Genomic DNA, 23,337 nt, shown 5'->3' with positions numbered 1-23,337 from the left:
ATTTTGCTCCCCTCCTCTTCAGAGGCGGGGCCGGGGTGGTGCCGCCCTTCTCCCGCAACACTCACACGCCCTCCAGCAGCCGGTCCGCCTGCGCCCGCGCCTCGTCGGTGACGGCAGCGCCGGAGAGCATGCGGGCGATTTCCTCGCGCCGCTCGGCCTCGTCGAGCGGGTGGACGCCGGTGCGGGTGATCGTGCCTTCCGAGGACTTGGCGATGAGCAGATGTCCCGCCCCGCGCGCCGCGACTTGCGGGCTGTGCGTCACCACGATGACCTGCGCGCCGCCCGCCAGCCGGGAGAGCCGCTCGCCGATGGCGCCTGCCACCGCGCCGCCCACGCCCCGGTCGATCTCGTCGAAGATCATCGTCCCCGCCGCGCCCTGCGCCGCCAGCGCCACCTTGAGCGCGAGGATGAAGCGGGACAGCTCGCCGCCGCTCGCGATCTTCGTCAGCGGCGCGAAGGGCGCGCCGGGATTGGTCGAGATCATGAACTCCACGCGATCCCGCCCGGAGGCGCGCCATTGCCCTTCCGGCAGCGGCTCGACATCGGTGCGGAAGCGCGCGGCATCCAGCTTGAGCGGCGCCAGCTCGCCGGCCATTGCCGCATCGAGCCGCTTTGCGGCCGCGCGGCGGGCCTCGCTCAGCGCCTGCGCGGCGGCTTCATAAGCCGCGCGGGCCTGCGCCACTTCGTCCTCGAGTTCGGCCAGCCCCGCCTCGCCCGCGTCGATCCGGGCGAGCTGGGTCGCCATGCGCGCCGAGAGGTCGGCCAGATCGTCCGGCGCGACCTGATGCTTGCGGGCGAGCGCGCGCAGATCGAACAGCCGCGTCTCGATCGCGTCCAGCCGGGCGGGGTCGGCAGCGAGCGCCTCGCTTGCGCGGGCCAGCTGGTCCTCGGCCTCGGCGGCCTCGATCACGGCGCGATCCAGCGATGCCAGCGCCGCGGCCAGCAGATCATGCTCGGGCGCGATCCGGTCCAGCCGCCGCGCCGCCTGACGCAGCCCCGAGAGCGCGCCGTCCGATCCGCCGAGCAGCGTTTCCAGCGTGGCGAGGTCCTCGGTCAGCCGGGCGCCCTTCTGCATCGCCGCGCGCTCGCTTGCCAGCGCCTCCTCCTCGCCCGGCTCGGGGGCGAAGCGGCTGAGCTCTTCCACGGCATGGGCGAGATAGTCCCGCTCTTTCGCCGCGCTGTCCAGCGCCTCGCGCGCGGCCTCCAGTCGACCCTGCGCCGTCTGCCAGGCGCCATGGGCGGCACGCACCGCGCCACTGTCCATCCCGCCATAGGCATCGAGCAGGTCCATGTGGCCGCGCGGGTTGAGCAGGCCTCGCTCGTCATGCTGGCCATGGATTTCCACCAGCAGCGCGCCGACATCCTTCAGCAGCGCCGCCGAGCAGGGCTGATCGTTGAGGAACGCGCGGCTCCCGCCATCCGCCTTCAGGGTACGGCGGATGAGCAGCGGCTCGCCGGGCTCCTGCGCGATCTCGTTCTCCGCGAGCAGCGCGGCCAGCGCGGTGCCGGGCAGCGGCGGCTCGAAGCTGGCGGTGACGCTCGCCTGCGCCGTGCCCGCCCGCACGAGCCCGCTGTCCGCGCGCATGCCGAGCGCGAGGCCCAGCGCATCGAGCAGGATGGACTTGCCCGCGCCCGTCTCGCCGGTGAGCACGGTCAGCCCGCCGTCGAAAGCGAGATCGAGCGCTTCGATGAGCACGATGTTGCGGATGGAGAGCCCGGTGAGCATGGCCGGCAGAGAGTTAGTCGATTGCGCCCGTGCCTGTCACGCGCGATTGCGCCGGTCCGCGATGATGGTGGTGGCCAGTGCCCGCCGCCCCGGTCCGAAACTCACCCGCCAGCCGGCAGGCGCGTCCGGTCAGGCGTTGGGCGCATATTGCTGCATCAGGCGATAGGAGCGCTCATACCAGGTCGAGTCGGGATAATTCTTGCCCAGCACGGCGGCAGCGCGCTTGGCCTCTTCCGGCATGCCGAGCGCGAGATAGCTCTCGACAAGCCGGTGCAGCGCCTCGGGCGTGTGGCTCGTCGCCTGATAGGTATCGATGACCTTGCGGAAGCGCATCGTGGCCGCGATCCACTCGCGACGGCGCTGGTAGAAACGGCCGATCTCCATTTCCTTGCCGGCCAGATGGTCGGCAACGAGATCGAGCTTCAGGCGGGCATCGGCCGCGTAGCGCGAATCGGGGAAGCGGCGGATCAGCTCGCCCAGCGCGTCATTGGCCTGCAGCGTGATCTTCTGGTCGCGCGTCACGTCGCTGATCTGCTCGTAATAACAGAGCGCGATCAGATAATAAGCATAAGGCGCGTCGCGGTTGCCGGGGTGGATCGACAGGAAGCGCTGCGCCGACTGTATCGACTTGGTGTAGTCACGCGCTGCATAATAGCTGAACGCGCTCATGAGCTGCGCCCGGCGCGCCCAGGGCGAATAGGGATGCTGCCGCTCGACCTCGTCGAACAGGATTGCCGCTTCCGCGAAACGGCCGCGATCGAGGCGCTGCTTGCCCGCCATGTAGAGCGTGCTGACGTCGCGGGCGACATATTGGGTGTCGGCGCGGTTCTGGTTGCGCGCGCAGCCCGCGACGAGAATGGCGGGCAGGAGCACGGCGGCCAGCAGAGCGACACGGCGCATGGGGGAAGCAGTCATGCGCAGCCTCTTAGCGCGGCGAATTGGGGTCGCCAAGCGATTGATGCGGGGTGCGCCATGCGCCTCGAAAGTAGGAACCGACATGGCTGCGAAACAGGGATTTGCGCTTGAACGCAGCCTGAACGCCGCCATCAGGCTGTGTTGCCGCTCCTGTGGGGGGGGGGGAGGGACGGAGACGGCAACACAGCCTTCAGGTGCGAAGCAACGGTCGGCGCACCGCCCGATCCCGCAATGTGAGAGCCAGCGTGGGGGGATGGCTTCACGGGGATCGAACGACGCGCCGACCTGCGAAAATCGTCAAACTTCCGGGTAGTCGTTGACGAAGCTTCGCATCCGCGCGGACCCGAGGGGCGTCAGCCCGACTGTCCGTCCTTCGGGCTCTTGTCCCGTTGTGACGGCCAGTTCCGCTTGGACCAGTTTGTCGATGATCGCGTCCGTCTCGTTCCTGCTGAGCATGTTCGCGACGGCCAGGGCCGTGTCGCTCACAGTCCCGGACTGCAATTCACCGACGTAAAGGCTGAGCATCACGTCCATGGCGGTATCCGCCATGACCGGTGCGTAGAAATGCTTGGTGCGCAGGCGGCCGAGCATGTGCATGCGCGTCGCCTTCGCCTCGAGAGTCACATCCACCCGGCGATCGGCGCCCTGAACGGCTCCCGAAGGTAAGCCACGATGCCCGAAATCCGCCACGTCAAAAAACCTCAGATGCAACCACAAATGGCGATGCCGGCCGCGGAAGCCCCGCTTCCGCATGCATCGCGTCCCGATTTTCCGTTCCCGGGCACTATAACGGGCGTCTCCCGCCCTTTCATGTCCCGTAAATGCCGGACAAGCTGCTTCACACATGTGAATTTCTGCCTGGACGACCTCATCAGCATCATGCCCCTTCCGTTACGGGTGGGCCAGCGCGCCGGGAGCCGGGGCGGTCTTCGCGTGGGATTTCCGAAGACCGGCCGACTTCACCCCGGCGCGCTGACCCGCGAAGCTCATCAGATATCCGGGTAGTCGCTGATGAAGCTTCGCATCCGCGCGGACCCGAGGGGCGTTAGCCCGACTGTGCGCCGTTCCGGGTTTTCCCCGGTTCGGGCGACCAGTCCCGCAAGGATGAGGGAATCGACGACGCCACGTTTCTCGTCGTCGTTGAACAGATTGATGAGGGACAGATTCTCGGGCGTGAGTGTCACGCCCTTGAGTTCCGCCAGAAAGAGCGAGAGCATGGCGGCCATGGCCCGATCCGCCATGACCGGCCGCAGGAAGTGGCGCTCACGGTGACGCAACAGGTCATAAAGGCGCTGGGCCTTCGCGGCCAGCGCAAGGGCGGCGGGCGGCGTGCATTCGCGAGCAAGCTCGTCGCCGAGCGCGCGAACGCGTTCATTCGCTGCGAAAGTCAATTTAGATTTCCCGGATGAAAGATCATATTGGCTGATGAGAGGTCACGCGCCATCGCGCGCTACCCACTGCTCGCAGGCACGCCAATATATCTACCTGACCCGACCGTCATGTCCCGCAAATGCCCGACATATGTGCGACCCCGTATAAGCTTCGAAGCCTTTGTGGCTTTCTCAAGCAATTTTGTTTTACCCGGACGATCTTCTTGTGCCTGCACGGGGGACGGCAAGTCAATCGAAAATGGCGCGGAAACCCGCCGCGCGCGCCGGTTCTTTTCAAGACACTTTGTGCCGGAATGAATCATCCGGGGAGATGTCGCGCGCGCCCCCCCGCCCGGCCGCATCACCTCGCCGCGCGGGCAGCAAAGGACAGGCCGAAAAAGGAAAAGCCCCGCATCGCTGCGGGGCTTCCCTGTTCTGTCGATGAGCGAAGGGCTCAGTCGTCGTCGCGCTTCAGGAACGCGGGGGCGAATTCAGGCGCCGGGCCGTCATCGTCGTTGCGCTCGCGGCGCGGACCGCGCTCGCCGCGCTCTCCGCCCCGGTCGCCACGGTCACGGCGCGGGCCGCGATCACGGTCGCCGCCACGGCCGCCGCGATCACCCCGATCGCCGCCTTCGCGACGCGGACCACGGTCGCCCCGGTCGCCGCGCGGTTCGCGGGCAGGACGGGTGTCCTCCAGCTCCTCGCCCGTCTCCTGGTCGACGACCCGCATGGACAGGCGAACCTTGCCGCGCGGATCGATCTCGAGGACCTTGACCTTGACTTCCTGGCCTTCCTTCAGGACGTCCGCCACCTTCTCGACCCGCTCGTTGCGGATCTCGGAGACATGGACGAGACCGTCCTTGCCGCCCATGAAGTTCACGAACGCGCCAAAGTCGACCAGGTTGACGACCTTGCCGTTGTAGATCTTGCCGACTTCCGCTTCCTCGACGATGCCGAGGATCCAGGCCTTGGCCGCCTCGATCTGCGCGATATCGGACGAGCTGATCTTGATGACGCCCTCGTCGTCGATGTCGACCTTGGCGCCGGTCTCCGCGACGATCTCGCGAATGACCTTGCCGCCCGTGCCGATGACGTCGCGGATCTTGGACTTGTCGATCTGGATCGTCTCGATGCGCGGAGCATGGGCCGAGAGTTCCGAACGGGTGCTGTCCAGCGCCTTGTTCATCTCGCCCAGGATGTGCGCACGGCCTTCCTTGGCCTGGTGCAGCGCAGCCTCGAAGATCTCCTTGGTGATGCCGGCGACCTTGATGTCCATCTGCATCGTGGTGATGCCTTCGGAGGTGCCGGCGACCTTGAAGTCCATGTCGCCGAGGTGATCCTCGTCGCCCAGGATGTCGCTGAGGACGGTGAAGTCCTCACCTTCCAGGATCAGGCCCATGGCGATGCCGGAGACCGGGCGCTTCAGGGGCACGCCGGCGTCCATCATCGAGAGCGAGCCGCCGCAGACGGTCGCCATCGAGGAGGAACCGTTGGACTCGGTGATGTCCGAGAGCACGCGGATCGTGTAGGGGAAGTCCTCCTTGGCGGGCAGCACCGGGTGCAGCGCGCGCCAGGCGAGCTTGCCGTGACCGACCTCGCGGCGACCCGGCGCGCCGAAGCGGCCCACTTCGCCGACCGAATAAGGCGGGAAGTTGTAGTGCAGCATGAAGCTCTCGTAGGAGAGCCCGGTCAGGCCGTCGATCATCTGCTCGGCATCCTTGGTGCCCAGCGTGGTCGTGCAGATGGCCTGCGTCTCACCGCGCGTGAACAGCGCCGAGCCGTGCGTGCGCGGCAGGAAGCCCACCATCGCCTCGATCGGACGGATCTGCGTCGTGGTCCGACCGTCGATGCGCTGGCCTTCCTTGAGGATGGCGGTGCGCACGATGTCTGCCTCGATCTTCTTGACCAGCTTGATGCCGGCCATCACGCTCTGGGCGTCGAGACCCTGGGCCGCGAAATATTCCTTGGCCTTGTCGCGCGCGGAATTGAGGGCGTTGGAGCGCTCGGACTTGTTGGTCAGCTTGTAGGCTGCCGCGATGTCCGCGCCGATCAGCTCCTTGAGCTTCGCCTTGAGCTCGGCATTGCCGTCGCCCAGGTTCAGTTCCCAGGGCTCCTTGGCGGCCTTCTCGGCCAGCTGGATGATCGCGCCGATGACCTTGCGGCTCTCTTCATGCGCGAACATGACGGCGCCGAGCATGACCTCTTCGGAAAGCTCCTTGGCCTCGGACTCGACCATCATCACCGCCGCGTCGGTCGCGGCGACGACGAGGTCCAGCTCGCCGCTCTTCACCTCATCGAGGCTGGGATTGAGCTGATATTCGCCATCCTTGTAGCCGACGCGGACCGCGCCGATCGGGCCCATGAACGGCACGCCCGAGATGGTGAGCGCGGCCGACGCTGCGATCATCGCCAGAATGTCGGGCTCGGTCTCGCCGTCGAACGAGAGGACCTGCGCGATCACGTTGATTTCGTTATAGAAACCTTCCGGGAACAGCGGGCGCACGGGGCGGTCGATGAGGCGGGAGACGAGCGTCTCCTTCTCGGTCGCGCCACGCTCGCGCTTGAAGAAGCCGCCCGGGATGCGCCCGGCAGCCGAGAATTTCTCCTGATAATGGACGGTGAGCGGGAAGAAGTCCTGCCCGTCCTTCACGGATTTGGCGGCCGTGACAGCGCACAGCACGACAGTTTCGCCATAGGTCGCGAGCACCGCGCCATCGGCCTGACGGGCAACGCGCCCCGTTTCGAGCTTGAGGGTTTTTCCGCCCCACTCGATTTCGACAGTCTTTACATTGAACATTGGGTTTCCTTCCGTCCGCCGGCCCTATTGCGCGGCGGGGCTTGCTTTCGGGGCTGTCCGGCCCCTGCGGTTCGGGACGTTCGTTCGTCCCCGGGAGGTTGGCCGGATTGCCGCCCTCTCCTTGTCGCTCCCGCGAAGGCGGGAGCATCGTTGCGGCATCGGATGCGCTCTTGCGCCCGTCGCTTGCCGCAGCCCCCCGCTCTCGCGGGGATGGCGCCATATGCAAACGGCCCGCCGAAGCGGGCCGCGCTCTTGATTACTTGCGAAGACCGAGCTTCGCGATGAGGGCCGTATAACGCCCCCCGTCCTTCTTCTTCAGATAGTCGAGGAGCGAGCGGCGCTTGTTGACCAGCATCAGCAGGCCCCGACGGCTGTGATTGTCCTTGTGGTGAGCCTTGAAGTGCTCGGTGAGGTTGGAAATGCGCTCCGTGAGGATCGCAACCTGAACCTCCGGCGAACCGGTGTCGCCCTCATGCTGGGCGTTGTCCTTGATCAGCGCTTCCTTGCGCTCGGCCGTAATCGACATCGTCCATTCCTTTCGTTCTAGAGATTGAAGCCCCGCACGACCCGGATGTCCGGCCCCAAAGCCTCCACCAGCGCCACGGGCGTTTCGCCCTCGGTCGCCAGCATGAGCCCCTGCGTACGAGGATCCCCGGCGAGCGTCCGGCCCTGTCTGAGGGCCATGGCCTGCTCGGAGGTGACGGGAAGAGCCGGGATGTCGTCCAGCCCTGCCGTCAATGGCAGCATATGCTGCGCAATGGCGCGCGCCTTAGCAGCATCGTTCAGAATGTCCAGCGAAATCGCCTGATCCAGCCCGAACGGCCCCGCCTTGCGCCGCCGCAACATGGTCACATGACCCACGGTCCCAAGCGCCCGCGCGATGTCGCGGGCAAGGCTGCGGATATAGGTGCCTTTCGATACATGGGCGGTGAGCGTGACCGACGCAAGCCCCCCGTCCGGCGCGCCCTCGGCCGCCTCTTCCGGCACGGCATCGGCAAGCGCAAGCGCGTGCACCGTCACGGCGCGCAGCTTCATCTCCACCTGCTCGCCGGCGCGCGCCAGATCATAGGCCCGCCGCCCCTCGATCTTGATCGCGCTGTAGGCGGGCGGCGCCTGCTCGATCGGCCCGGTGAAGCCCGGCAGCACCGCCTCGACCTGCGCGAGCGTGGGCCGCTGCGCACTGGTCTCGATCACCGCGCCCTCCAGATCGAGCGTGTCGGTCTGCGCGCCGAAGCGCACGGTGAAATCATAGATCTTGTCGCTGTCCAGCATCCGCCCGGCGAGCTTGGTCGCTTCGCCGATCGCCACGGGCAGCACGCCCTCGGCCAGCGGATCGAGCGTGCCGCCATGGCCGATCTTCCCCCGCGGCAGGCCGGCCTCGCGCAGCATCCGCTTGACCGCGCTCACTGCCTGGGTGGAGCCCATGCCGACGGGCTTGTCCAGGATGAGCCAGCCATGGAGCGGCGCGGGGTCGGAAGCAGGAGCGATCATGGCGCCCCATAGCCCGCCCTGCCCGTCCTGTCAGTGCCGATATCAGGTCTCGTTGCGAGGCGGCCGGGGCAAATGCCCGAACTTTGAGGGAACCAGAAGCGTGCTTTTCGGTCCTTTCCTTTGTCATCCCGGACTCGATCCGGGATCCCGCCACCTTGAGCCTCGCCGAGTTCAGACGGCTTGAGAAACCGGAAGAAGCGGGATCCCGGAGCAAGTCCGGGATGACATCGTGAAATGACGATATGGTGCGCCGCCAACGCCATGGCTGAATTATCGGGAGGCGCGCACCCTGCCCCCCATTCCTCGTCATTCCGGCGCACGCCGGAATCCAGTCACCCTCGCGACGCAGAACCAAGGCGGATGGCAAGCTCTTCCCGGTTCGGGTTCGCTTGCAGCGCGGGAACGACGGCGGGAAGAAGGGAAGGATGACACGGTCGTGCGGTAGCCTTTGTCGTCTTTAAGGCCGGCCCATGTTGGACGGGCGCTGTCGTGCCGACGCCCCTTCCCTCCGCGCGGCCTATCCCTTCTTGCCGGACGCCTTCGCGGGCGGGCCGTCGACCTGCTCGAAGGACTGGAACGGATAGCGCTGCCCATGGACGATGACCGCGCCCCACTTGTCGAGCGTGCCGAGCGGACGGGAGTCGATGCCGATCCGCGTCGCGAACGGCAGGTCGGTCGAGGGCGCGAACAGGACGGCGCGATACCAGCGGCGTCCATTGTTCTGGAAATAGATCGTCTGGTTGCCCTGGGCCACCCAGTTGCGCACGCCATTGATGTTGGCGAACGGGATGGACGCGCTGCGCGCGGGCGCGGGCGCGGGGCTGGTGGTGGCGAGCGCCGGGGATGCCGTCAGTGCCAGCACGGCAAGCGGCGCGAGAGACTGAGCGAACTTCATGGCCTTTCTCCTGTGCCGGGATCATGCTTTCCGATTCCGGACCAGCGAGATCAGGCGCGGAACCACGCGCCGCAAGGGCCAGCGACACTTTGGGAAGCGTACGCGACATCTTGCGACGTTCCTGCACGAGAGAGGGCCGCCGCCACGCGCTCCCCCGTTTTGCCGGGCCAAGGTTGATCGACATTCAGATGATGGCGTGGCGAAAATGGTGATTTCTCGGGACCCGGAGCGCAGCGTACTCAAGGTACGTGAGCACCGGAAGCCCGGGAAAGCGCCATTTGCAGACCGCCAGCGCTGGATGGCGATCAGCCTTGGGTGAAAGGGGCTTGCCAAGCCGCCGCCCCCTCGTCCAAGCCCCGGAAAACACGGGAAACAGGGCTCGCCATGGACCAGAAGCGGGATATCGCGCTCGACTGCACGAAAGGGATCGCCATTCTCGCGGTGGTGCTGTTCCATGTCACGCGCGGCTATTCCTCGGCGGGGCTGCTGACCGAGACTGTCCCGCTGCGCTTCGCCGACACGCTGGCTTATGGCTTCCATGTGCAGAGCTTCTTCCTGATCGCGGGCTATCTCTCCTTCCCGCGCGCGGACGGATGGCGCTTCCAGCTGCGGCGGCAGGCCTCGCTCTATCATGCCTATCTGCTCTGGTCGGTGGTGAGCTGGCTGCTTTCCACCGCTTTTGCCGGACAAGTGAACAGCGCCATGGACTGGCAGGCGCTGATGCGGATCCCGGTCGAGCCCATCCAGCATTTCTGGTTCCTGCTCGCGCTGATGGCGGGCACCGCGCTCATCGGCCTGCTGCGGACGCCGGCCCTGCTGCTGGGCGCGACCGCCTTGTGCCTCGGCCTCCACGGCACCGGCGTGGGCGGCTATTTCCTCTCTTATTTCCCCTTCATCTTCATCGGCGCCTGGCTGCGGCAGAGCGGCCAGCACCCGCCGTCGAACCTGATCGCGGGCGCGCTCTGCCTGCTCGCCATCGGCGTTGGCGCATGGACAGCGACGGTGAACGGACGGCAGCTCGGCTATGCCAGCGCTTTTCCGCTGATGCTGGCGGGATGCTATGCGGCCTATGTCGGTGGTAGCCTCGCCGCGCGATCGGGCGGCGTGGGCGCCCTGCTGGCGATGCTCGGCCGGCACAGCCTCCCGATCTACCTGCTTCATGTAATCGCGGGCGCAGGCACGCGCATCCTGCTCGGCCATGCCGCGCCGGGACTGCCGGTGCCCATCGCCGTGACGATCAGCCTTGCCGCCGCCATCGCCCTGCCCCTGCTCGCCGATCTGGTGGCGCGCCGGCTCGGGCTGGCAGGTCTGGCCGGCTTCGCGCCTTTGCCCCTGTTCCGCGCGCCCTCGCGCCCTGCCCTGGCCTGAAAGAGCGACGATGATGACGACGAACCCTCTTCCCCTGCGCGACCGGCTGCTGGTGCCGCTCCACGCGGGCGCGGTCACGCTCACGCCGCTGACGCCGGCCCATCGCGATGCGCTGCGCGCCGCCTGCGCCGCCGACAGCGAGATCTGGCAGATCTACCCGACCAATTATGGCCCCGCCGCGTTCGATACGAGCTTCGATGCGCTGATGGCCAATCGCAGCCGCCTGCCCTTCGCGGTGCTCCGGGAGGAGAGCCTGGTCGGCATGACGGCCTATCTGCGCATCGAGGAAAGCGCCCAGACGCTCGAGATCGGCAACAGCTACATCATGCCCGAGGAGCGCGGCACCGCCCTCAACGGGACGATGAAGCGGCTGATGATCGACCATGCCTTTGCCAGCGGGATCCGGCGCATCGAGTTCCGGATCGACGCGCGCAACACGCGCAGCCAGGCCGCCGTGCGCAAGATCGGCGCGCAGCCGGAAGGCATGCTGCGCGCGGAACGCATCACCTGGACCGGCCATGTGCGCGACACGATGCTGTTCTCGCTGCTGCGGGAAGACTGGGAGAGCGCGCCGGGCCGCTGAGGACGCGGACGGTTCACGCCCTGCCCGAAGGCGGGCGGCGGACTATTTCTTGCGGGGCGGCGGGGGCGAACTCGCCACCAGCGAGGCCAGCGGATAGCGGTTGCCCGCGATCACCAGCGTGCCGAACCTGTCGAGCCGGTCTGCGCCCTTGGTCTCGAAACCGATGGCCGTCGCGAACGCAAGGTCAGGCGATGGCGCTGCCAGCGTGGCGAGATACCATTTGCCGCCGCTGTCCTGAATATAGAGCTTGTCGTCGCCCACCGCCTGCCAGTCCCGCACGCCGCCATGGTTGATGAAGGGAATGGAGACTTCCGCGCTCTTCGCGCTCTCCTGCGAGGCAGCCACCTGCGCGAGCCCCTGCACGCCGCCGCTCGCCACGAAACCGAGCGTCGCAAGGGCGAAGGCAAAGCTGTATCGATTGGTCAGGGCCATTCCCGCTTTCCTCTTCCTGCCACGGTGCGCATCTTCAGCGACCACTCGTGCCATGCGCTGCCTGAAGCAACCATGAACCGCACGGACGCGCTCATCCGCCAAGCCGCGCCATGAAATGCTTGCGGCACAGCGCGAGATAGCGCTCGTTGCCGCCGATCGCCGTCTGCGCGCCTTCGCTCACCGGCTGGCCCGCCGCGTCGATCCGCAGGTTCATCGTCGCCTTCGCGCCGCACTCGCAGACCGCCTTGAGCTCCACCAGCGTGTCCGCAAGGCCGAGCAAGGCGGCAGACCCCTCGAACAATTCGCCCTGGAAATCGGTGCGCAGCCCATAGCACAGCACCGGCACGCCCAGTTCGTCGCACACCCGCGCAAGGGCCAGCACCTGCCCGCGCGTCAGGAACTGCGCTTCATCGACGAGGACGCAGGCGAGCGGGCCTTCCGCCATCCGCGCGGAAATCTCCGCCAGAAGATCGGTCCAGACATCAAAGATGCGCGCCCGCTCGGCCAGCCCGATCCGCGAGGTGATCCAGCCCGCCCGATCCCGCGTGTCGACCTTCGCGGTCCACAGCATCGTGGCCATGCCCCGCTCGCGATAATTGAAATCGGCCTGCAGCAGCGTGGTCGATTTTCCGGCATTCATGGAGGCGTAGTAAAAGTAGAGCTTGGCCATGACTGCCCGCTATATCCGCGCCTGCGCACGACGCCAGCGCAATCCCACGCAGCGCCCGGTCAGATCGAAAAGCCCGAGGGCTTTCCCCGCAAAACTCTTCTGGCGATTGCCGGCATGGCCGTACCCCGGCGTGAGCGCAGCGTCATCCTGACCCCGGCGCCCGACCGCCCAGGCGGCGCGGACACATTCCGGCTTGGCCAGGAGTCCGCTACCGAAGTCGTCTTGATAGCGAGCGCCATGGCTGAATTGTTGTGGGGAGGGGCCGTAGCCCTCTCCCCTTCAGGGGAGAGGGTTGGGAGAGGGGAGGTCGCCGCTCTCAGTCCTCGTCGAGATCGCGCGCGACGGCGGGGGAGCGCAGGATGGCGTCGATGTGACTGCCTTCCTCGAAGCTCTCGTCGCTGAGGAATTTCAGCTTCGCGGCGAATTTGGTCTTCACGCGCTTGGCGACTTCCCGCTGGAAAAAGGCGGTGTTGGTGCGCAGCGCCTTCAGCACCACCTCCTCGTCCCGGCCCAGCAGCGGCTTCACGAACACGGTGGCATGGCGCAGGTCCGGCGACATGCGCACTTCCGTCACGCTCACCACATGGCTCGCGAGCACATCGTCATGCACGTCGCCGCGCTGGAGGATATCCGCCAGCACATGACGCACCTGTTCGCCCACTCGCAGCAGACGGACGGAGGGTTCACCCGAACCGCTCATCGCATAGACTCCCTCAAGGCGCGATCGCGCCGGACGACTTCAACCCGCGACGGCGAAGCGCCGCATGCACCTGCCCGGGGACAGGCGGGCGCGAATCGCGCTGCCCGTCCCCACTGGCCGGAGCGACAAGCTCAAAGGACGCGCGCGCGCTCCTCGACCTCGAACAGCTCCAGCATGTCGCCGGCCTTGATGTCGTTCGTGTCGTGCAGCACGGCGCCGCACTCCATGCCCGCGCGCACTTCCGACACATCGTCCTTGAACCGGCGGAGCGACGCGATGGTCGTGGCCGAGACGATGACGTCGTCGCGCGTGAGGCGGGCATTGATGCCCTTGCGGATGACGCCGTCCAGAACGAGCAGGCCGGCTGCCTTGTCCTTCTTGCCGGCCGGGAAGACCTGCAGGACCTCGGCCTTGCCGATGACCGTCTCGATGCGCTCCGGCGCGAGCTGGCCGGACATCTCGCTCTTCACTTCCTCGATGAGGTCGTAAATCACGTCATAATAGCGCAGCGACACCTTGTCCCGCTCGGCGAGCGTGCGCGCCTTGGCATTGGGGCGGACGTTGAAGCCGATCAGTGGCGCCCTGGAGGCCGCCGCCAGCGTCACGTCGCTTTCCGTGATCGCGCCGACGCCCGAATGCAGGACGCGCACCTTGATCTCGTCGGTCGACGCGCGGTTGAGCGCGCTGATGATCGCCTCGACCGTGCCCTGCACGTCACCCTTCACCACCACGGGATATTCGATGACCTGCGTGTTGAGCGCCGAGAACATGTGCTCGAAGCTGGTCGGCGCCGCCGTCGTGCGCTTGCGCAGGGCAAGCTCCTGACGATAGGCCGCCACTTCGCGGGCACGCGCCTCATTCTCCACGACGGAGAGCTGGTCGCCCGCCATCGGGACGCCGGAGAGGCCCAGCACCTCGACAGGGCTGGACGGCCCGGCTTCCTTCACCTGCTGGCCCTTGTCGTTCACCATCGCGCGGACCTTGCCGCTCTGCTCGCCGACGACGAAGATGTCGCCGACCTTGAGCGTGCCGCGGCCGACCAGGATCGTCGCGACCGGGCCGCGGCCCTTGTCGAGCTGCGCCTCGACGACCGTGCCCTCGGCGGGCCGGTCCGGGTTGGCCTTGAGCTCGAGCAGCTCGGCCTGCAGCATGATCTTGTCGATCAGGTCATCGAGGCCGGTCTTCTTGAGCGCGGAGACTTCCACGTCCTGCGTGTCGCCGCCCATTTCCTCGACGATGACTTCATGCTCCAGCAGGCGTTCGCGAATGCGCTGCGGATTGGCATCATGCTTGTCGACCTTGTTGATCGCGACGATCATCGGCACGCCGGCCGCCTTGGTGTGGTTGATCGCCTCGATGGTCTGCGGCATCAGCCCGTCATCGGCCGCGACGACCAGGATGACGATATCCGTCACATTGGCACCGCGTGCGCGCATTTCCGTGAACGCCTCGTGGCCGGGCGTATCCAGGAAGGTGATGATGTCGCCGCCCTTGGTCTTCACCTGATAGGCGCCGATATGCTGCGTGATGCCGCCGGCTTCGCCAGCGACCACATCCGTGCCGCGCAGCGCATCGAGCAGGCTGGTCTTGCCGTGGTCGACATGGCCCATGATCGTGACCACGGGCGGACGCGGCTGGAGCGTCTCGGGCGCATCGATATCGCCTGCCGTATCGATCTCGATGTCGGAGTCGGACACGCGCTGGATGCGGTGGCCGAATTCCTCGACCAGCAGTTCGGCGGTATCCTGATCGATGGTCTGGTTGACCGTGACCATCATGCCCAGCTTGAACAGGGACTTGACGAGGTCCGCGCCCTTCTCGGCCATGCGGTTCGCCAGTTCCTGCACGGTGATCGCCTCGGGGACGATCACGTCGCGGCTCTGCTTCTCGCGCGGCTGGGAATTGCCGGGCGTGTGGGCGCGGCGTTCCTTCTCGCGGGCGCGGCGGAGCGCGGCCAGGCTGCGGGCCCGCGCGCTGTCGTCATCGGCCAGCGCGCGATTGACAGTGAGCTTGCCGGCCTGACGACGATCGTCGCCACGCTTGTTGCGGTCCTGCTTGGGCGGCTCGGGGCGCTTGGGCGCGGCCACGGGCGTGAAACGCCGCGCGGCGGGGCGCTCTTCCTGCTGAGCCGTGCCACTCGCGGCAGGCGCCTGCTGGTCGGGCGCGGAGGCCGCTGCCGGTGTCGTCGCCGCTGCCGGCGCGTCGGCGGGAGTCGCCGGCGTCTCGGGCTCGGCCGCCTTGCTCTCGGCAGCCGCCTGGCGCGCACGCTCGGCTTCTTCCTCGGCGCGGCGATTTTCCTCGGCGCGGCGCTTCTCTTCCTCGCTGGCGGCCAGCCGCTCGGCTTCCTCGCGGCGACGCGCTTCCTCGAGCGCGGTCATGCGCGCTTCCTCGGCCTCGCGGAGCAGCTTGGCCTGCATCTCCTGACGGGTCAGCAGGCTGTCGGTGCTGGACTGCCGCGGCGGCGGCGGCGCGGCGGGACGAGGTGCCTGCGGGCGGGGCGGCGGCGGGGGTGCCGCGGCCGGCTCGGGCGCAGGCGCAGGGCGCGCGCCTTCCGCCTCACCGGGCTTGCCGATGACGCGACGGCGCTTCACCTCGACCACGACCGTGTTCTTGCGGCCATGGCTGAAGCTCTGCTGAACCTGACCGGCCTCGACCGTCCGCTTCAGCCCAAGCGGCTTGCGGCCCAAGGTCGGCTTGTCTTCCCTATTGTCACTCATCGACGCAATCTAACCCTTCATTGTCCGTCCGGCCCGGCGCAGCGGCGCCGTCCGCATCGTTCGTCTTCACGCCGCTCTGCGGCCCATGATCCATATGAGCGCGGTCAGCCGAACCGGAGTCCGGCGCCGCGTTAGCGTATCCCAGATAGCTTTGCCAGCGGCCGAGCAGGCCGCCGATACGATCTGCTGCGGTCGCGTTCGTCACTGCGACATGTACGACATTGTGACGCCCCAATGCCATAGATAGGGCCTCGCGGTCCACCGGCAAGCGCTCTCCGGCGAAAAGCTCGCCTTCCCGCTCCTCGCCCACACGCCAGGCCTGGTCCAGCTTGCGCGCGCCATCGCCGCCCGCATCGGCGGCATGGAACAGCATCCGCACCTGCCCGCGTCGCGCCGCGACGTCGATCTTCTCGAAGCCGGTCAACAGGTTGGAGGCCCGCGCCTCCAGTCCCAGCCGCGCGAGAAGCTCCGCGCGCAGGGCATCGTCGATCCGTGCGGGCAGGTCCGCCGGGATCTCCAGCGCCGCGCCCTTGAAGGCGCGGGCCAGCGCGCCGCGCAGCCGCCCCTTGGCCATGGCCTCTTCCAGTTGCGTGCGAGTCACGCCGATCCACGCACCGCGCCCGGGGGCACGGGCGCGCACGTCCGGCAGCACGAATCCGTCCGGCGAGATCGCCAGCCGGATCAGCAGGGCGGGCTCGGCATGATCGCCCGAGAGAATGCAACGCCGCTCGCTCATGCGCGCGCCTCCCCGACTTCGGCCGGCCCGGCAGCGACAGGCGCAAGGGCGCCAGCCCGGAGACTCGCGGGCGACGCGGAGTCGCGCACGCACATGGCGAGCGCGGAAACCCTGGCACTGATTGGGAGAGCTAGCCTCTCATTGGGAGGGAACCGCAGCACTGGCGTCCTCCCTTCGCGGTGTCGTCCGCTCGGAGATCAGCGCACCGGCATAGCCCCAGTCGTCCGCCGACACTTCCTGAATGACGACGAAGACCTGCTCGGGCCGCTTGCCGAGACGGTCGACGAGCGAGCGCGTCACATCCGCGACGAGCCCTGCTTTCTGCTCCCGGCTGATGCCTTCGATGACTTCGATCTTCACATAGGGCATCAATCACCCCCTGTCTGATCGGCGCTTTCCTCGGCGGCGGGCTCTTCATCGGTGAACCAGTGCGCGCGCGCGGCCATGATGATCTCGTTGCCCTGCTCTTCGGACAGGCCATATTCGGCGAGCACGCCGCCCTTGTCGTCGTTGTTGTCGCGACGACGGCGCGGATCGACGCGCTTCTTTGTCACGAGCTCGTCGGTCGCCAGGTCGGCGAGATCGTCGAGCGTCTTGATCCCGGCCTTGCCGAGCGTCACCAGCATGGCCTCGGTGAGGTGCGGGATCTCGGCCAGCGCATCCTCCACGCCGAGCGCGCGGCGCTCCTCGCGGGCAGCGGCTTCGCGGCGCTCGAGCGCTTCCTGCGCGCGGCTCTGCAGCTCCTCGGCCAGCTCGTCGTCGAAGCCCTCGATCGAGGCCAGCTCGTCGAGGCCGACATAAGCGACTTCCTCCAGCTCGGTGAAGCCTTCGGCCACCAGCAGCTGGGACAGGGTCTCGTCCACGTCCAGCTCGTTCTGGAACATCTCGGACCGCTGGATGAACTCGCGCTGGCGTTTCTCGCTCGCGTCCGCCTCGGTCATGATGTCGATCGCCTTGGCGGTGAGCTGGCTGGCGAGACGGACATTCTGGCCGCGACGGCCGATGGCGAGGCTGAGCTGATCGTCCGGCACCACGACCTCGATCCGCTCCTCGTCCTCGTCGATGACGACGCGGCTGACGGTGGCGGGCTGCAGCGCATTGACGACGAAGGTCGCCGTGTCCTCGCTCCAGGGGATGATGTCGATCTTCTCGCCCTGCATTTCCTGCACGACGGCCTGCACGCGGCTGCCCTTCATGCCGACGCAGGCGCCGACCGGATCGATGGAGCCGTCATGGCTGATGACGCCGATCTTGGCGCGCGAGCCCGGATCGCGGGCGGCGGCCTTGATCTCGATGATGCCGTCGTAGATTTCGGGCACTTCCTGCGCGAACAGCTTCTTCATGAAGTCGGGATGCGCGCGGCTGAGGAAGATCTGCGGCCCGCGATTCTCGCGGCGGACGCTGAGGATCAGCGCGCGCACGCGATCGCCGACGCGGACGACTTCGCGCGGGATCTGCTGGTCGCGGCGGATGACGCCCTCGGCACGGCCGAGATTGACCACCACATGGCCGAACTCGACGGACTTGACGACGCCGGTGATGATCTCGCCGGCGCGGTCCTTGAACTCGTTATACTGGCGCTCGCGCTCGGCATCGCGGACCTTCTGGAAGATCACCTGCTTGGCGCTCTGCGCGTCGATGCGCCCGAGGTCGACCGGCGGAAGCGGATCGACGATGAAGTCACCCACCACGGCGCCCGGCTGCAGCTTCTGCGCAGCCTTGAGATCGACCTGCTTGAAATAGTCGTCCACCGCCTCGACCACCTCGACGACGCGCCACAGGCGCAGGTCGCCGGTCTCGGGATCGAGCTTGGCGCGGATGTCGTTCTCCGCGCCGTAGCGTGCCCGCGCCGAGCGCTGGATCGCGTCCTCCATGGCCTCGATGACGATCGCCTTGTCGATCATCTTCTCGCTCGCCACGGAATTGGCGATGGCGATCAGTTCGGCCTTGTTGGCGGAGATAACGTTGGCCATGGGGTCAGTCTTCCTGTTCCTGGGTAACGATGTCGTCCGCCCCCTCGGTCGAGAGCGGCACAGTAGCAGAAATCAGCGCGTCCGTCAGTATCAGCTTGGCGCTCGCGATGATGGAAAAGGGGATGGCGATGCGCCCGGACTTGGGATCGTCGAACAGGACGGTTTCCCCGTCCACGCCCGCGATCACCGCCTTGACCTGCTTGCGCCCGCCCTCGATCGGCTCGACGAAATGGGCGCGCGCCTCATGGCCCGCCCAGTCGACATAATCCTTCAGCCGCGTGAGCGGACGGTCGATGCCCGGCGAACTGACTTCCAGCCGATAGCCGCCCTCGATCGGGTCGCGCCCTTCTTCTTCCAGCGCGTCCAGCCGGTCCGAGACGCGGCGGGAAAGGTCGGCGCAATCATCGATGGTGAGCTGGCGCGTGTCCGGCCGCTCGGCCATGATCTGGAGCGTGCGATCGTCGCCCTTGCCGAACAGCAGCACGCGCACGAGATCGAAACCGAGGGCCTTTGCCTCCGGCTCCACGATCTGCGCGATCTGCGCTTCGACAGTCTGGTCGACGTCCGACATTCATGCTCCGCTGCCCGCGATCGGGCGAAAAAACCAAGCAGCTTCGTCGCCGGTTCCTCGCGGAGCCGGCCCCAACCTCTTGACGATGTCAGGAAAGCAGAGCGCATATAGGCGGAGTCGCCCCGGAAGGCAAGCCGTCGCGTCGCCGGCGAGGGCTTTTGCGGCACCGGGACATGACGGCCCCGCCCGGGAAGAGGAGCGCGGCAGGCAGGCCGCCGCGCTCCGTTGTTTTTCAGAAGGATACGCTGATCGAGCCGATCACCTTGCCGGCGGCGATGTTCGTGCCGTCGCGCGTATTGGCGAAGCCGGGGAGGATATACTGCCGGTCCGAGTTGGTGATGCTGGTATCGATATAGGCGATGCCGACCGTCACCGGGCCCAGCGCCACGTCAGCACCGAGCATCCAGTCCCAGTAGGTGCCGGTCGGCGCGATGCTCGTACCGTTCGGGCCAAGGCCGGGATTGCCGTCCGAATAGCCGAGATGCGCCTTGAGCGTCAGCGGAGTCTGCGGGATGCCGGCCGAGACGTCGCCCCACAGATAGAGATTGTCCTCCTTGTCGCCGACGACGCTCTGCGGCGTGTTCGACCAGTTGCCGAGCGCTTCCTGGGAAGGCGCATAAGCCACGCCCACCAGACCGGAGACCGGGCCGAGATCGCCGCTCACCTTCACATAGCCTTCGAAGAAGTCGGTGGTGTCAGCGCCGCTGGGATACATGAACCAGGTGCCGCCGACGTCGATGGTCGCCGCACCGACGGGGAAAGCATAGCCGGCATAGATGTCCAGCTCCATGCTGGACCCGCCGAACGTGCCCCAGCCCGCCAGGTTCGAACCCCAGGTGCCGATATAGGCGCCGCTGGCGTGAGACACGGTGAAGCCACCCTGAATGGCCATGCCTTCGTCTGTCTGCGAAACGCCCCGGAACCGGTAATCGCTCACCAGCGCGACGGAACCCGAAACCGAAACCTCCGGCTCTTCCTGCGCATAAGCGGGCGACATGCTCGTCGCGACGAACGCTACGGCGAACATATATTTTTTCATGGAACAAACCCCTTTGAAAGATGTGTCTGTTCCATCCTGCGCCCTGCAGGCTTCGCATCTCGGACGCTACGGAAAGCGGGCCGGTGCTCCGTCACTGCAGAGAGCCTGAAAATTAGATCGGCGACCTGTCCGATAGTTTGCCAGATCGTGACAAAATATTGCCGGCGTCATCGGGCCGGGCACTGATGCAATCATGCACCAGTCGGTTTTCGCCGGCCGGATGCGACCGGCCGGGCGATGGTCAGAGGCTGTCCCGGCTCGCTGCGTCCTGGGCGGCCTGCGCCTTCTTCAGCCGCGCAGCGGCCTTGCACATCAGCGCCTTGGTGGCATCGGGATGGCACTTCGCGACCGCAGACCCATCGCTGTCGCGCGACGGACGCTCGGCCGATGCCTTGGCGGGGAAGGAGACCTTGTCGCGCGTCGAGGAGATGGGCTGCGCGGAGAGGGCCGCGGGAACGAGAGACGCGGGCGCGATGGCGAGCAGCGCGACGTGCCAGAACCTGAAAACCATGCATACCTCCGGGAAAATTAATCCCCTGCGAGTGCCCTTTGTTTGTTTCCCGATCTCCGCCGCTGTGTGACAAATTATTTCCCCGGCGGTTTTGGACAACGCGGCCGGCAAAGTGCCAGCTCAGCCAAGCCGAAATTCCGGCTCGCACCCTACCCTGCCACCGACTTTGCGATTATGTCCCGGCCAACAAGAACGCGATCGCTCGGAGACCAGATGCCATGAATGCCCGCAAGACCGTCGGCCTCGCCTGCACTTTCTCGCTCATGCTGCTTGCCTGCTCGGGCGTCTCCACCCCCGGCGACGCGCAGACGAACGCCATGCCGTCCGGCGACGGGGCAGCCGGAAAAGAGACCGAACAGCCCTTCACCATCACGGAGGTCGGCACGTTCGATTCGCCCTGGTCGATGGCGTTCCTGCCCGACGGCAAGATCCTGGTGACGCAGAAGCAGGGCGCGATCATATTGTTCGATCCGGCGAGCGGCGCCAAGCGGACGCTGTCCGGCACGCCCCCGGTGGTCAGCGCCGGTCAGGGTGCGATGATGGACATCGTGCTGGCCCCCGACTTCGCAACCAGCCGCAAGATCTACTTCAGCTATTCCGAGGCAGGCGAAGGCAAGACCAACGGCGCGGCGCTCGCCACCGCGACGCTGGACGAGGCCGGGGCCGCGCTGAAGGACATGAAAGTGATCTTCCGCGCGGAGCCCTATATCGAGAGCGGCGCCCACTGGTCGGGCCGCATCGCCTTCTCGCCGGACCGGAAATATCTGTTCTTCACCAATGGCGAGCGCGCGAAGTTCGATCCCTCGCAGGACCCCAAGTCCACGCTCGGCAAGGTGCTGCGCCTCAACCTGGATGGGACGCCCGCGGCAGGCAACCCGCTGGCGGACAAGGGCTTCCATCCCGCGATCTGGTCCTATGGCCAGCGCAACCTCACCGGCATCGCGTTCGATCGCGACGGGCGGCTCTGGGAAGTCGAGATGGGCCCGCTCGGCGGCGACGAGCTCAATCTGGTGAAGCCGGGCGCCAATTATGGCTGGCCGGTCCGCTCTTATGGCGACCATTATGACAAGCGCCCGATCCCCGATCACACCGAGGATGACGGCTTCGTGAAGCCCAAGCTCTACTGGAACCCGTCGCTCGCGCCGGCGTCCATGGCCTATTATGACGCGGACCTGTTCCCCGCCTGGAAGAACTCGCTCTTCATCACCGGCCTCTCCGGCATGGCGCTGGCCCGCATCTCGCTCGATGGCGAGAAGGCGACCAAGGCCGATCACTGGAAGATGGGCATGCGCCTGCGCAATGTGCGCGTGGGGCCGGACGGCGCGCTGTGGCTGCTGCAGGACGGCCCCAACGGCAAGATGCTCAAGCTGACACCCAAAGGCTGAGGCCGCGTGGACAAATTCCGAAGTCGATAAAGACGCCCGCTCTCTGGGCATTCAAGCGCGTATCAGATCTTCCGGATGCGACGCCATTGCGGACTCGCTGTGGTTTATCCAAGTCAGCTATTGAGGGTGCGCAGTTATAAATTGGTGGGAGGGTGTGGTTACGATCCACTCCCCAAAGGACCGGTCTTACAGACCGGCTGCCAAAACCATTGGCTTTACCCTCCCAATGCAACGCATGCGTTGCTTGTCAGGATAGCTGGCTGGCATTTAGGAAAACCGCTCAATCACCCCGACAACGGGGCGCACGCAAACACCCCATCAAATGACGGGATAATAATATGCGCGGTTTGAGATGCTGTTCATAAACGGCCCAGTAGTAGGATGAGGCAATCGAGTCAAGTAACCACCCCCCGACACCGCGATGCTGGCAAGGTGGCCCGATAGCTGACAGTTCGGACACAAGGACAAAGGAGACATCACCTCGCCCTTAAATCGTCATTCCCGCGCACGCGGGAATCCAGCTGAGACATCGCGTACGAGCGCCGGGGTGTAACTGGATTCCCGCGTGCGCGGGAATGACGAAAAGTGGAAATGTCCGCTTCCCACTCCATTCCTGCCGCTCGCTCCGCATCGAGGGCTTCTGAAAACCGACGTTCATTCGGGCTGGAATTTGCCCACGTGCCCTAGGACGCGCTACCGCCGGGCCGGGATTGATTAACATTCCGGGCTGATCAAACGTCCGCCCTGCCGGTCTATTCCGCGCCCCAGGGCGGCGGCGGCGGCGGCGCGACCGGCCGGGTGAGGTCGAACTCGACCCGGAAATGCCGCCCGGGACGGCGCAGTTCATAGACGAAGCTCTGCCCGGGCGCGATCTCCATCGCCCAGACATTGGTGGCGGAGCGGGGAATCTCCTGAGCGATGAACACGGCGCGCGAATAGGCGTCGGCGGGGAATTCCTGCCGTTCCGCCGTGCCCGGGGCCACCGTGTCCCCGCCATATTGCGTGAGCTTGTCCTCGCTGCCGTCCTCATGGCGATGATCGTGCTTGAGCCGCAGCCCGGCGGGCGTCCGGCTGACCACCCAGGTCCGCGAGCGGTCTTCGCCCACATGGAACGGCACGCGCACCTCGTCGGCCGTGCATGAGCGCACATGCATGACCAGCCTGCTGCCCGCCATGTCCGCGTCCGCCGCATCGCTGCTCGTCACTTTGCCCTCATAGGCATGGCCGCACAGCGCCGCGAGGGACGCAAGGAAGCGGTCCTGCGCCGGCGCCGGGGTCTGCGCGGCGGCCTGCACGCACAGCGTGGCGGCAAGCGAGAGAGTGGCGAGGCAGCGGAGCGATCTGGACATCGGCCCACCCTAGCAGGCGACAGAGCCCGCGCAATCGCGTTCCCTCCGGCGATGGATGAGGCTTCCGGGGACCACAAGCGGCGCGCGCAACTGGCCCGGGGAATGCCGT

22 protein-coding genes are annotated in these 23,337 nt (G+C 66.7%); 3 read left to right on the top strand and 19 right to left on the bottom strand.

All coding sequences use genetic code 11. The annotated features are described in order from the left end of the window. Nucleotides 1-61: 61 nt before the first annotated feature. The 8 genes from recN to HNP60_RS05380 form a co-directional block, all read right to left on the bottom strand. Nucleotides 62-1,726, bottom strand: a complete 1,665-nt coding sequence (gene recN / locus HNP60_RS05415; RefSeq protein ID WP_184151132.1) for a DNA repair protein RecN — start codon at nucleotides 1,724-1,726, stop codon at nucleotides 62-64. A 129-nt stretch (nucleotides 1,727-1,855) separates the two neighbouring features. Then, the gene (locus HNP60_RS05410) at nucleotides 1,856-2,641 is read right to left on the bottom strand and encodes an outer membrane protein assembly factor BamD (RefSeq protein WP_260394697.1); all 786 of its coding nucleotides are present in this window, start codon (nucleotides 2,639-2,641) and stop codon (nucleotides 1,856-1,858) included. A 297-nt stretch (nucleotides 2,642-2,938) separates the two neighbouring features. After that, nucleotides 2,939-3,394: a hypothetical protein gene (locus HNP60_RS05405; RefSeq protein ID WP_260394695.1), complete on the bottom strand. Its 456-nt coding sequence runs from the start codon at nucleotides 3,392-3,394 to the stop codon at nucleotides 2,939-2,941. Between the two features lie 236 nt (nucleotides 3,395-3,630). Further along, nucleotides 3,631-4,032 carry a hypothetical protein gene (locus HNP60_RS05400; RefSeq protein ID WP_184151129.1) on the bottom strand — a complete coding sequence of 134 codons (402 nt, stop codon included), beginning with the start codon at nucleotides 4,030-4,032 and terminating at the stop codon, nucleotides 3,631-3,633. 433 nt (nucleotides 4,033-4,465) lie between these two features. Next, a complete protein-coding gene (pnp, locus tag HNP60_RS05395) occupies nucleotides 4,466-6,808 on the bottom strand; it encodes a polyribonucleotide nucleotidyltransferase (RefSeq protein ID WP_184151126.1) in 2,343 nt (780 codons plus the stop codon). 256 nt (nucleotides 6,809-7,064) lie between these two features. After that, nucleotides 7,065-7,334, bottom strand: a complete 270-nt coding sequence (gene rpsO / locus HNP60_RS05390) for a 30S ribosomal protein S15 (protein WP_014075496.1) — start codon at nucleotides 7,332-7,334, stop codon at nucleotides 7,065-7,067. 17 nt (nucleotides 7,335-7,351) lie between these two features. Next, nucleotides 7,352-8,299 carry a tRNA pseudouridine(55) synthase TruB gene (truB, locus tag HNP60_RS05385; protein WP_184151123.1) on the bottom strand — a complete coding sequence of 316 codons (948 nt, stop codon included), beginning with the start codon at nucleotides 8,297-8,299 and terminating at the stop codon, nucleotides 7,352-7,354. 517 nt (nucleotides 8,300-8,816) lie between these two features. After that, entirely contained in the window at nucleotides 8,817-9,194 is a 378-nt protein-coding gene (locus HNP60_RS05380) for a DUF6491 family protein (RefSeq protein WP_184151121.1), read from the bottom strand. A 384-nt stretch (nucleotides 9,195-9,578) separates the two neighbouring features. On the opposite strand from HNP60_RS05380, the gene HNP60_RS05375 reads away from it, so the two are divergent. Both HNP60_RS05375 and HNP60_RS05370 read left to right on the top strand, forming a co-directional pair. Next, the gene (locus tag HNP60_RS05375) at nucleotides 9,579-10,562 is read left to right on the top strand and encodes an acyltransferase family protein (protein WP_184151117.1); all 984 of its coding nucleotides are present in this window, start codon (nucleotides 9,579-9,581) and stop codon (nucleotides 10,560-10,562) included. A 10-nt stretch (nucleotides 10,563-10,572) separates the two neighbouring features. Next, on the top strand, nucleotides 10,573-11,145 hold the full coding sequence (locus HNP60_RS05370; RefSeq protein ID WP_184151113.1) for a GNAT family N-acetyltransferase: 573 nt from the start codon (nucleotides 10,573-10,575) through the stop codon (nucleotides 11,143-11,145). 42 nt (nucleotides 11,146-11,187) lie between these two features. Here HNP60_RS05370 and HNP60_RS05365 read toward each other — a convergent pair whose 3' ends face one another. From HNP60_RS05365 to HNP60_RS05320, 10 genes are all read right to left on the bottom strand, one after another. Further along, a complete protein-coding gene (locus HNP60_RS05365) occupies nucleotides 11,188-11,577 on the bottom strand; it encodes a DUF6491 family protein (protein ID WP_184151110.1) in 390 nt (129 codons plus the stop codon). A 91-nt stretch (nucleotides 11,578-11,668) separates the two neighbouring features. Continuing rightward, nucleotides 11,669-12,247, bottom strand: coding sequence for a thymidine kinase (locus HNP60_RS05360; RefSeq protein WP_184151107.1), 579 nt, complete (start codon nucleotides 12,245-12,247; stop codon nucleotides 11,669-11,671). 316 nt (nucleotides 12,248-12,563) lie between these two features. After that, nucleotides 12,564-12,947, bottom strand: a complete 384-nt coding sequence (gene rbfA, locus HNP60_RS05355) for a 30S ribosome-binding factor RbfA (RefSeq protein ID WP_184050153.1) — start codon at nucleotides 12,945-12,947, stop codon at nucleotides 12,564-12,566. A 131-nt stretch (nucleotides 12,948-13,078) separates the two neighbouring features. Then, on the bottom strand, nucleotides 13,079-15,664 hold the full coding sequence (gene infB / locus HNP60_RS05350) for a translation initiation factor IF-2 (protein ID WP_184151105.1): 2,586 nt from the start codon (nucleotides 15,662-15,664) through the stop codon (nucleotides 13,079-13,081). Next, entirely contained in the window at nucleotides 15,657-16,400 is a 744-nt protein-coding gene (locus HNP60_RS05345; protein ID WP_184151102.1) for a DUF448 domain-containing protein, read from the bottom strand. The genes infB and HNP60_RS05345 overlap by 8 nt, the downstream gene beginning before the upstream one ends. Nucleotides 16,401-16,538: 138 nt before the next feature. Then, entirely contained in the window at nucleotides 16,539-16,769 is a 231-nt protein-coding gene (locus tag HNP60_RS05340; protein ID WP_014075486.1) for a tautomerase family protein, read from the bottom strand. Next, a complete protein-coding gene (gene nusA, locus HNP60_RS05335) occupies nucleotides 16,769-18,373 on the bottom strand; it encodes a transcription termination factor NusA (RefSeq protein WP_014075485.1) in 1,605 nt (534 codons plus the stop codon). The genes HNP60_RS05340 and nusA overlap by 1 nt, the downstream gene beginning before the upstream one ends. A gap of 4 nt (nucleotides 18,374-18,377) precedes the next feature. Then, complete coding sequence (gene rimP, locus HNP60_RS05330) at nucleotides 18,378-18,944, bottom strand: ribosome maturation protein RimP (RefSeq protein ID WP_184151100.1); 567 nt, start codon at nucleotides 18,942-18,944, stop codon at nucleotides 18,378-18,380. Between the two features lie 232 nt (nucleotides 18,945-19,176). Next, a complete protein-coding gene (locus tag HNP60_RS05325; protein WP_184050165.1) occupies nucleotides 19,177-19,983 on the bottom strand; it encodes a TorF family putative porin in 807 nt (268 codons plus the stop codon). A 241-nt stretch (nucleotides 19,984-20,224) separates the two neighbouring features. Then, nucleotides 20,225-20,494, bottom strand: coding sequence for a hypothetical protein (locus HNP60_RS05320; protein WP_014075482.1), 270 nt, complete (start codon nucleotides 20,492-20,494; stop codon nucleotides 20,225-20,227). A 218-nt stretch (nucleotides 20,495-20,712) separates the two neighbouring features. On the opposite strand from HNP60_RS05320, the gene HNP60_RS05315 reads away from it, so the two are divergent. Beyond that, nucleotides 20,713-21,879, top strand: coding sequence for a PQQ-dependent sugar dehydrogenase (locus tag HNP60_RS05315; protein WP_184151097.1), 1,167 nt, complete (start codon nucleotides 20,713-20,715; stop codon nucleotides 21,877-21,879). Between the two features lie 752 nt (nucleotides 21,880-22,631). Here HNP60_RS05315 and HNP60_RS05310 read toward each other — a convergent pair. Beyond that, on the bottom strand, nucleotides 22,632-23,228 hold the full coding sequence (locus HNP60_RS05310) for a hypothetical protein (RefSeq protein WP_184151094.1): 597 nt from the start codon (nucleotides 23,226-23,228) through the stop codon (nucleotides 22,632-22,634). Between the last annotated feature and the right edge of the window lie 109 nt (nucleotides 23,229-23,337).

It is taken from the genome of Sphingobium lignivorans (assembly GCF_014203955.1).
GTDB classification, from domain to species: domain Bacteria; phylum Pseudomonadota; class Alphaproteobacteria; order Sphingomonadales; family Sphingomonadaceae; genus Sphingobium; species Sphingobium lignivorans.
This window is presented reverse-complemented; position numbering and strand designations above follow the sequence as displayed.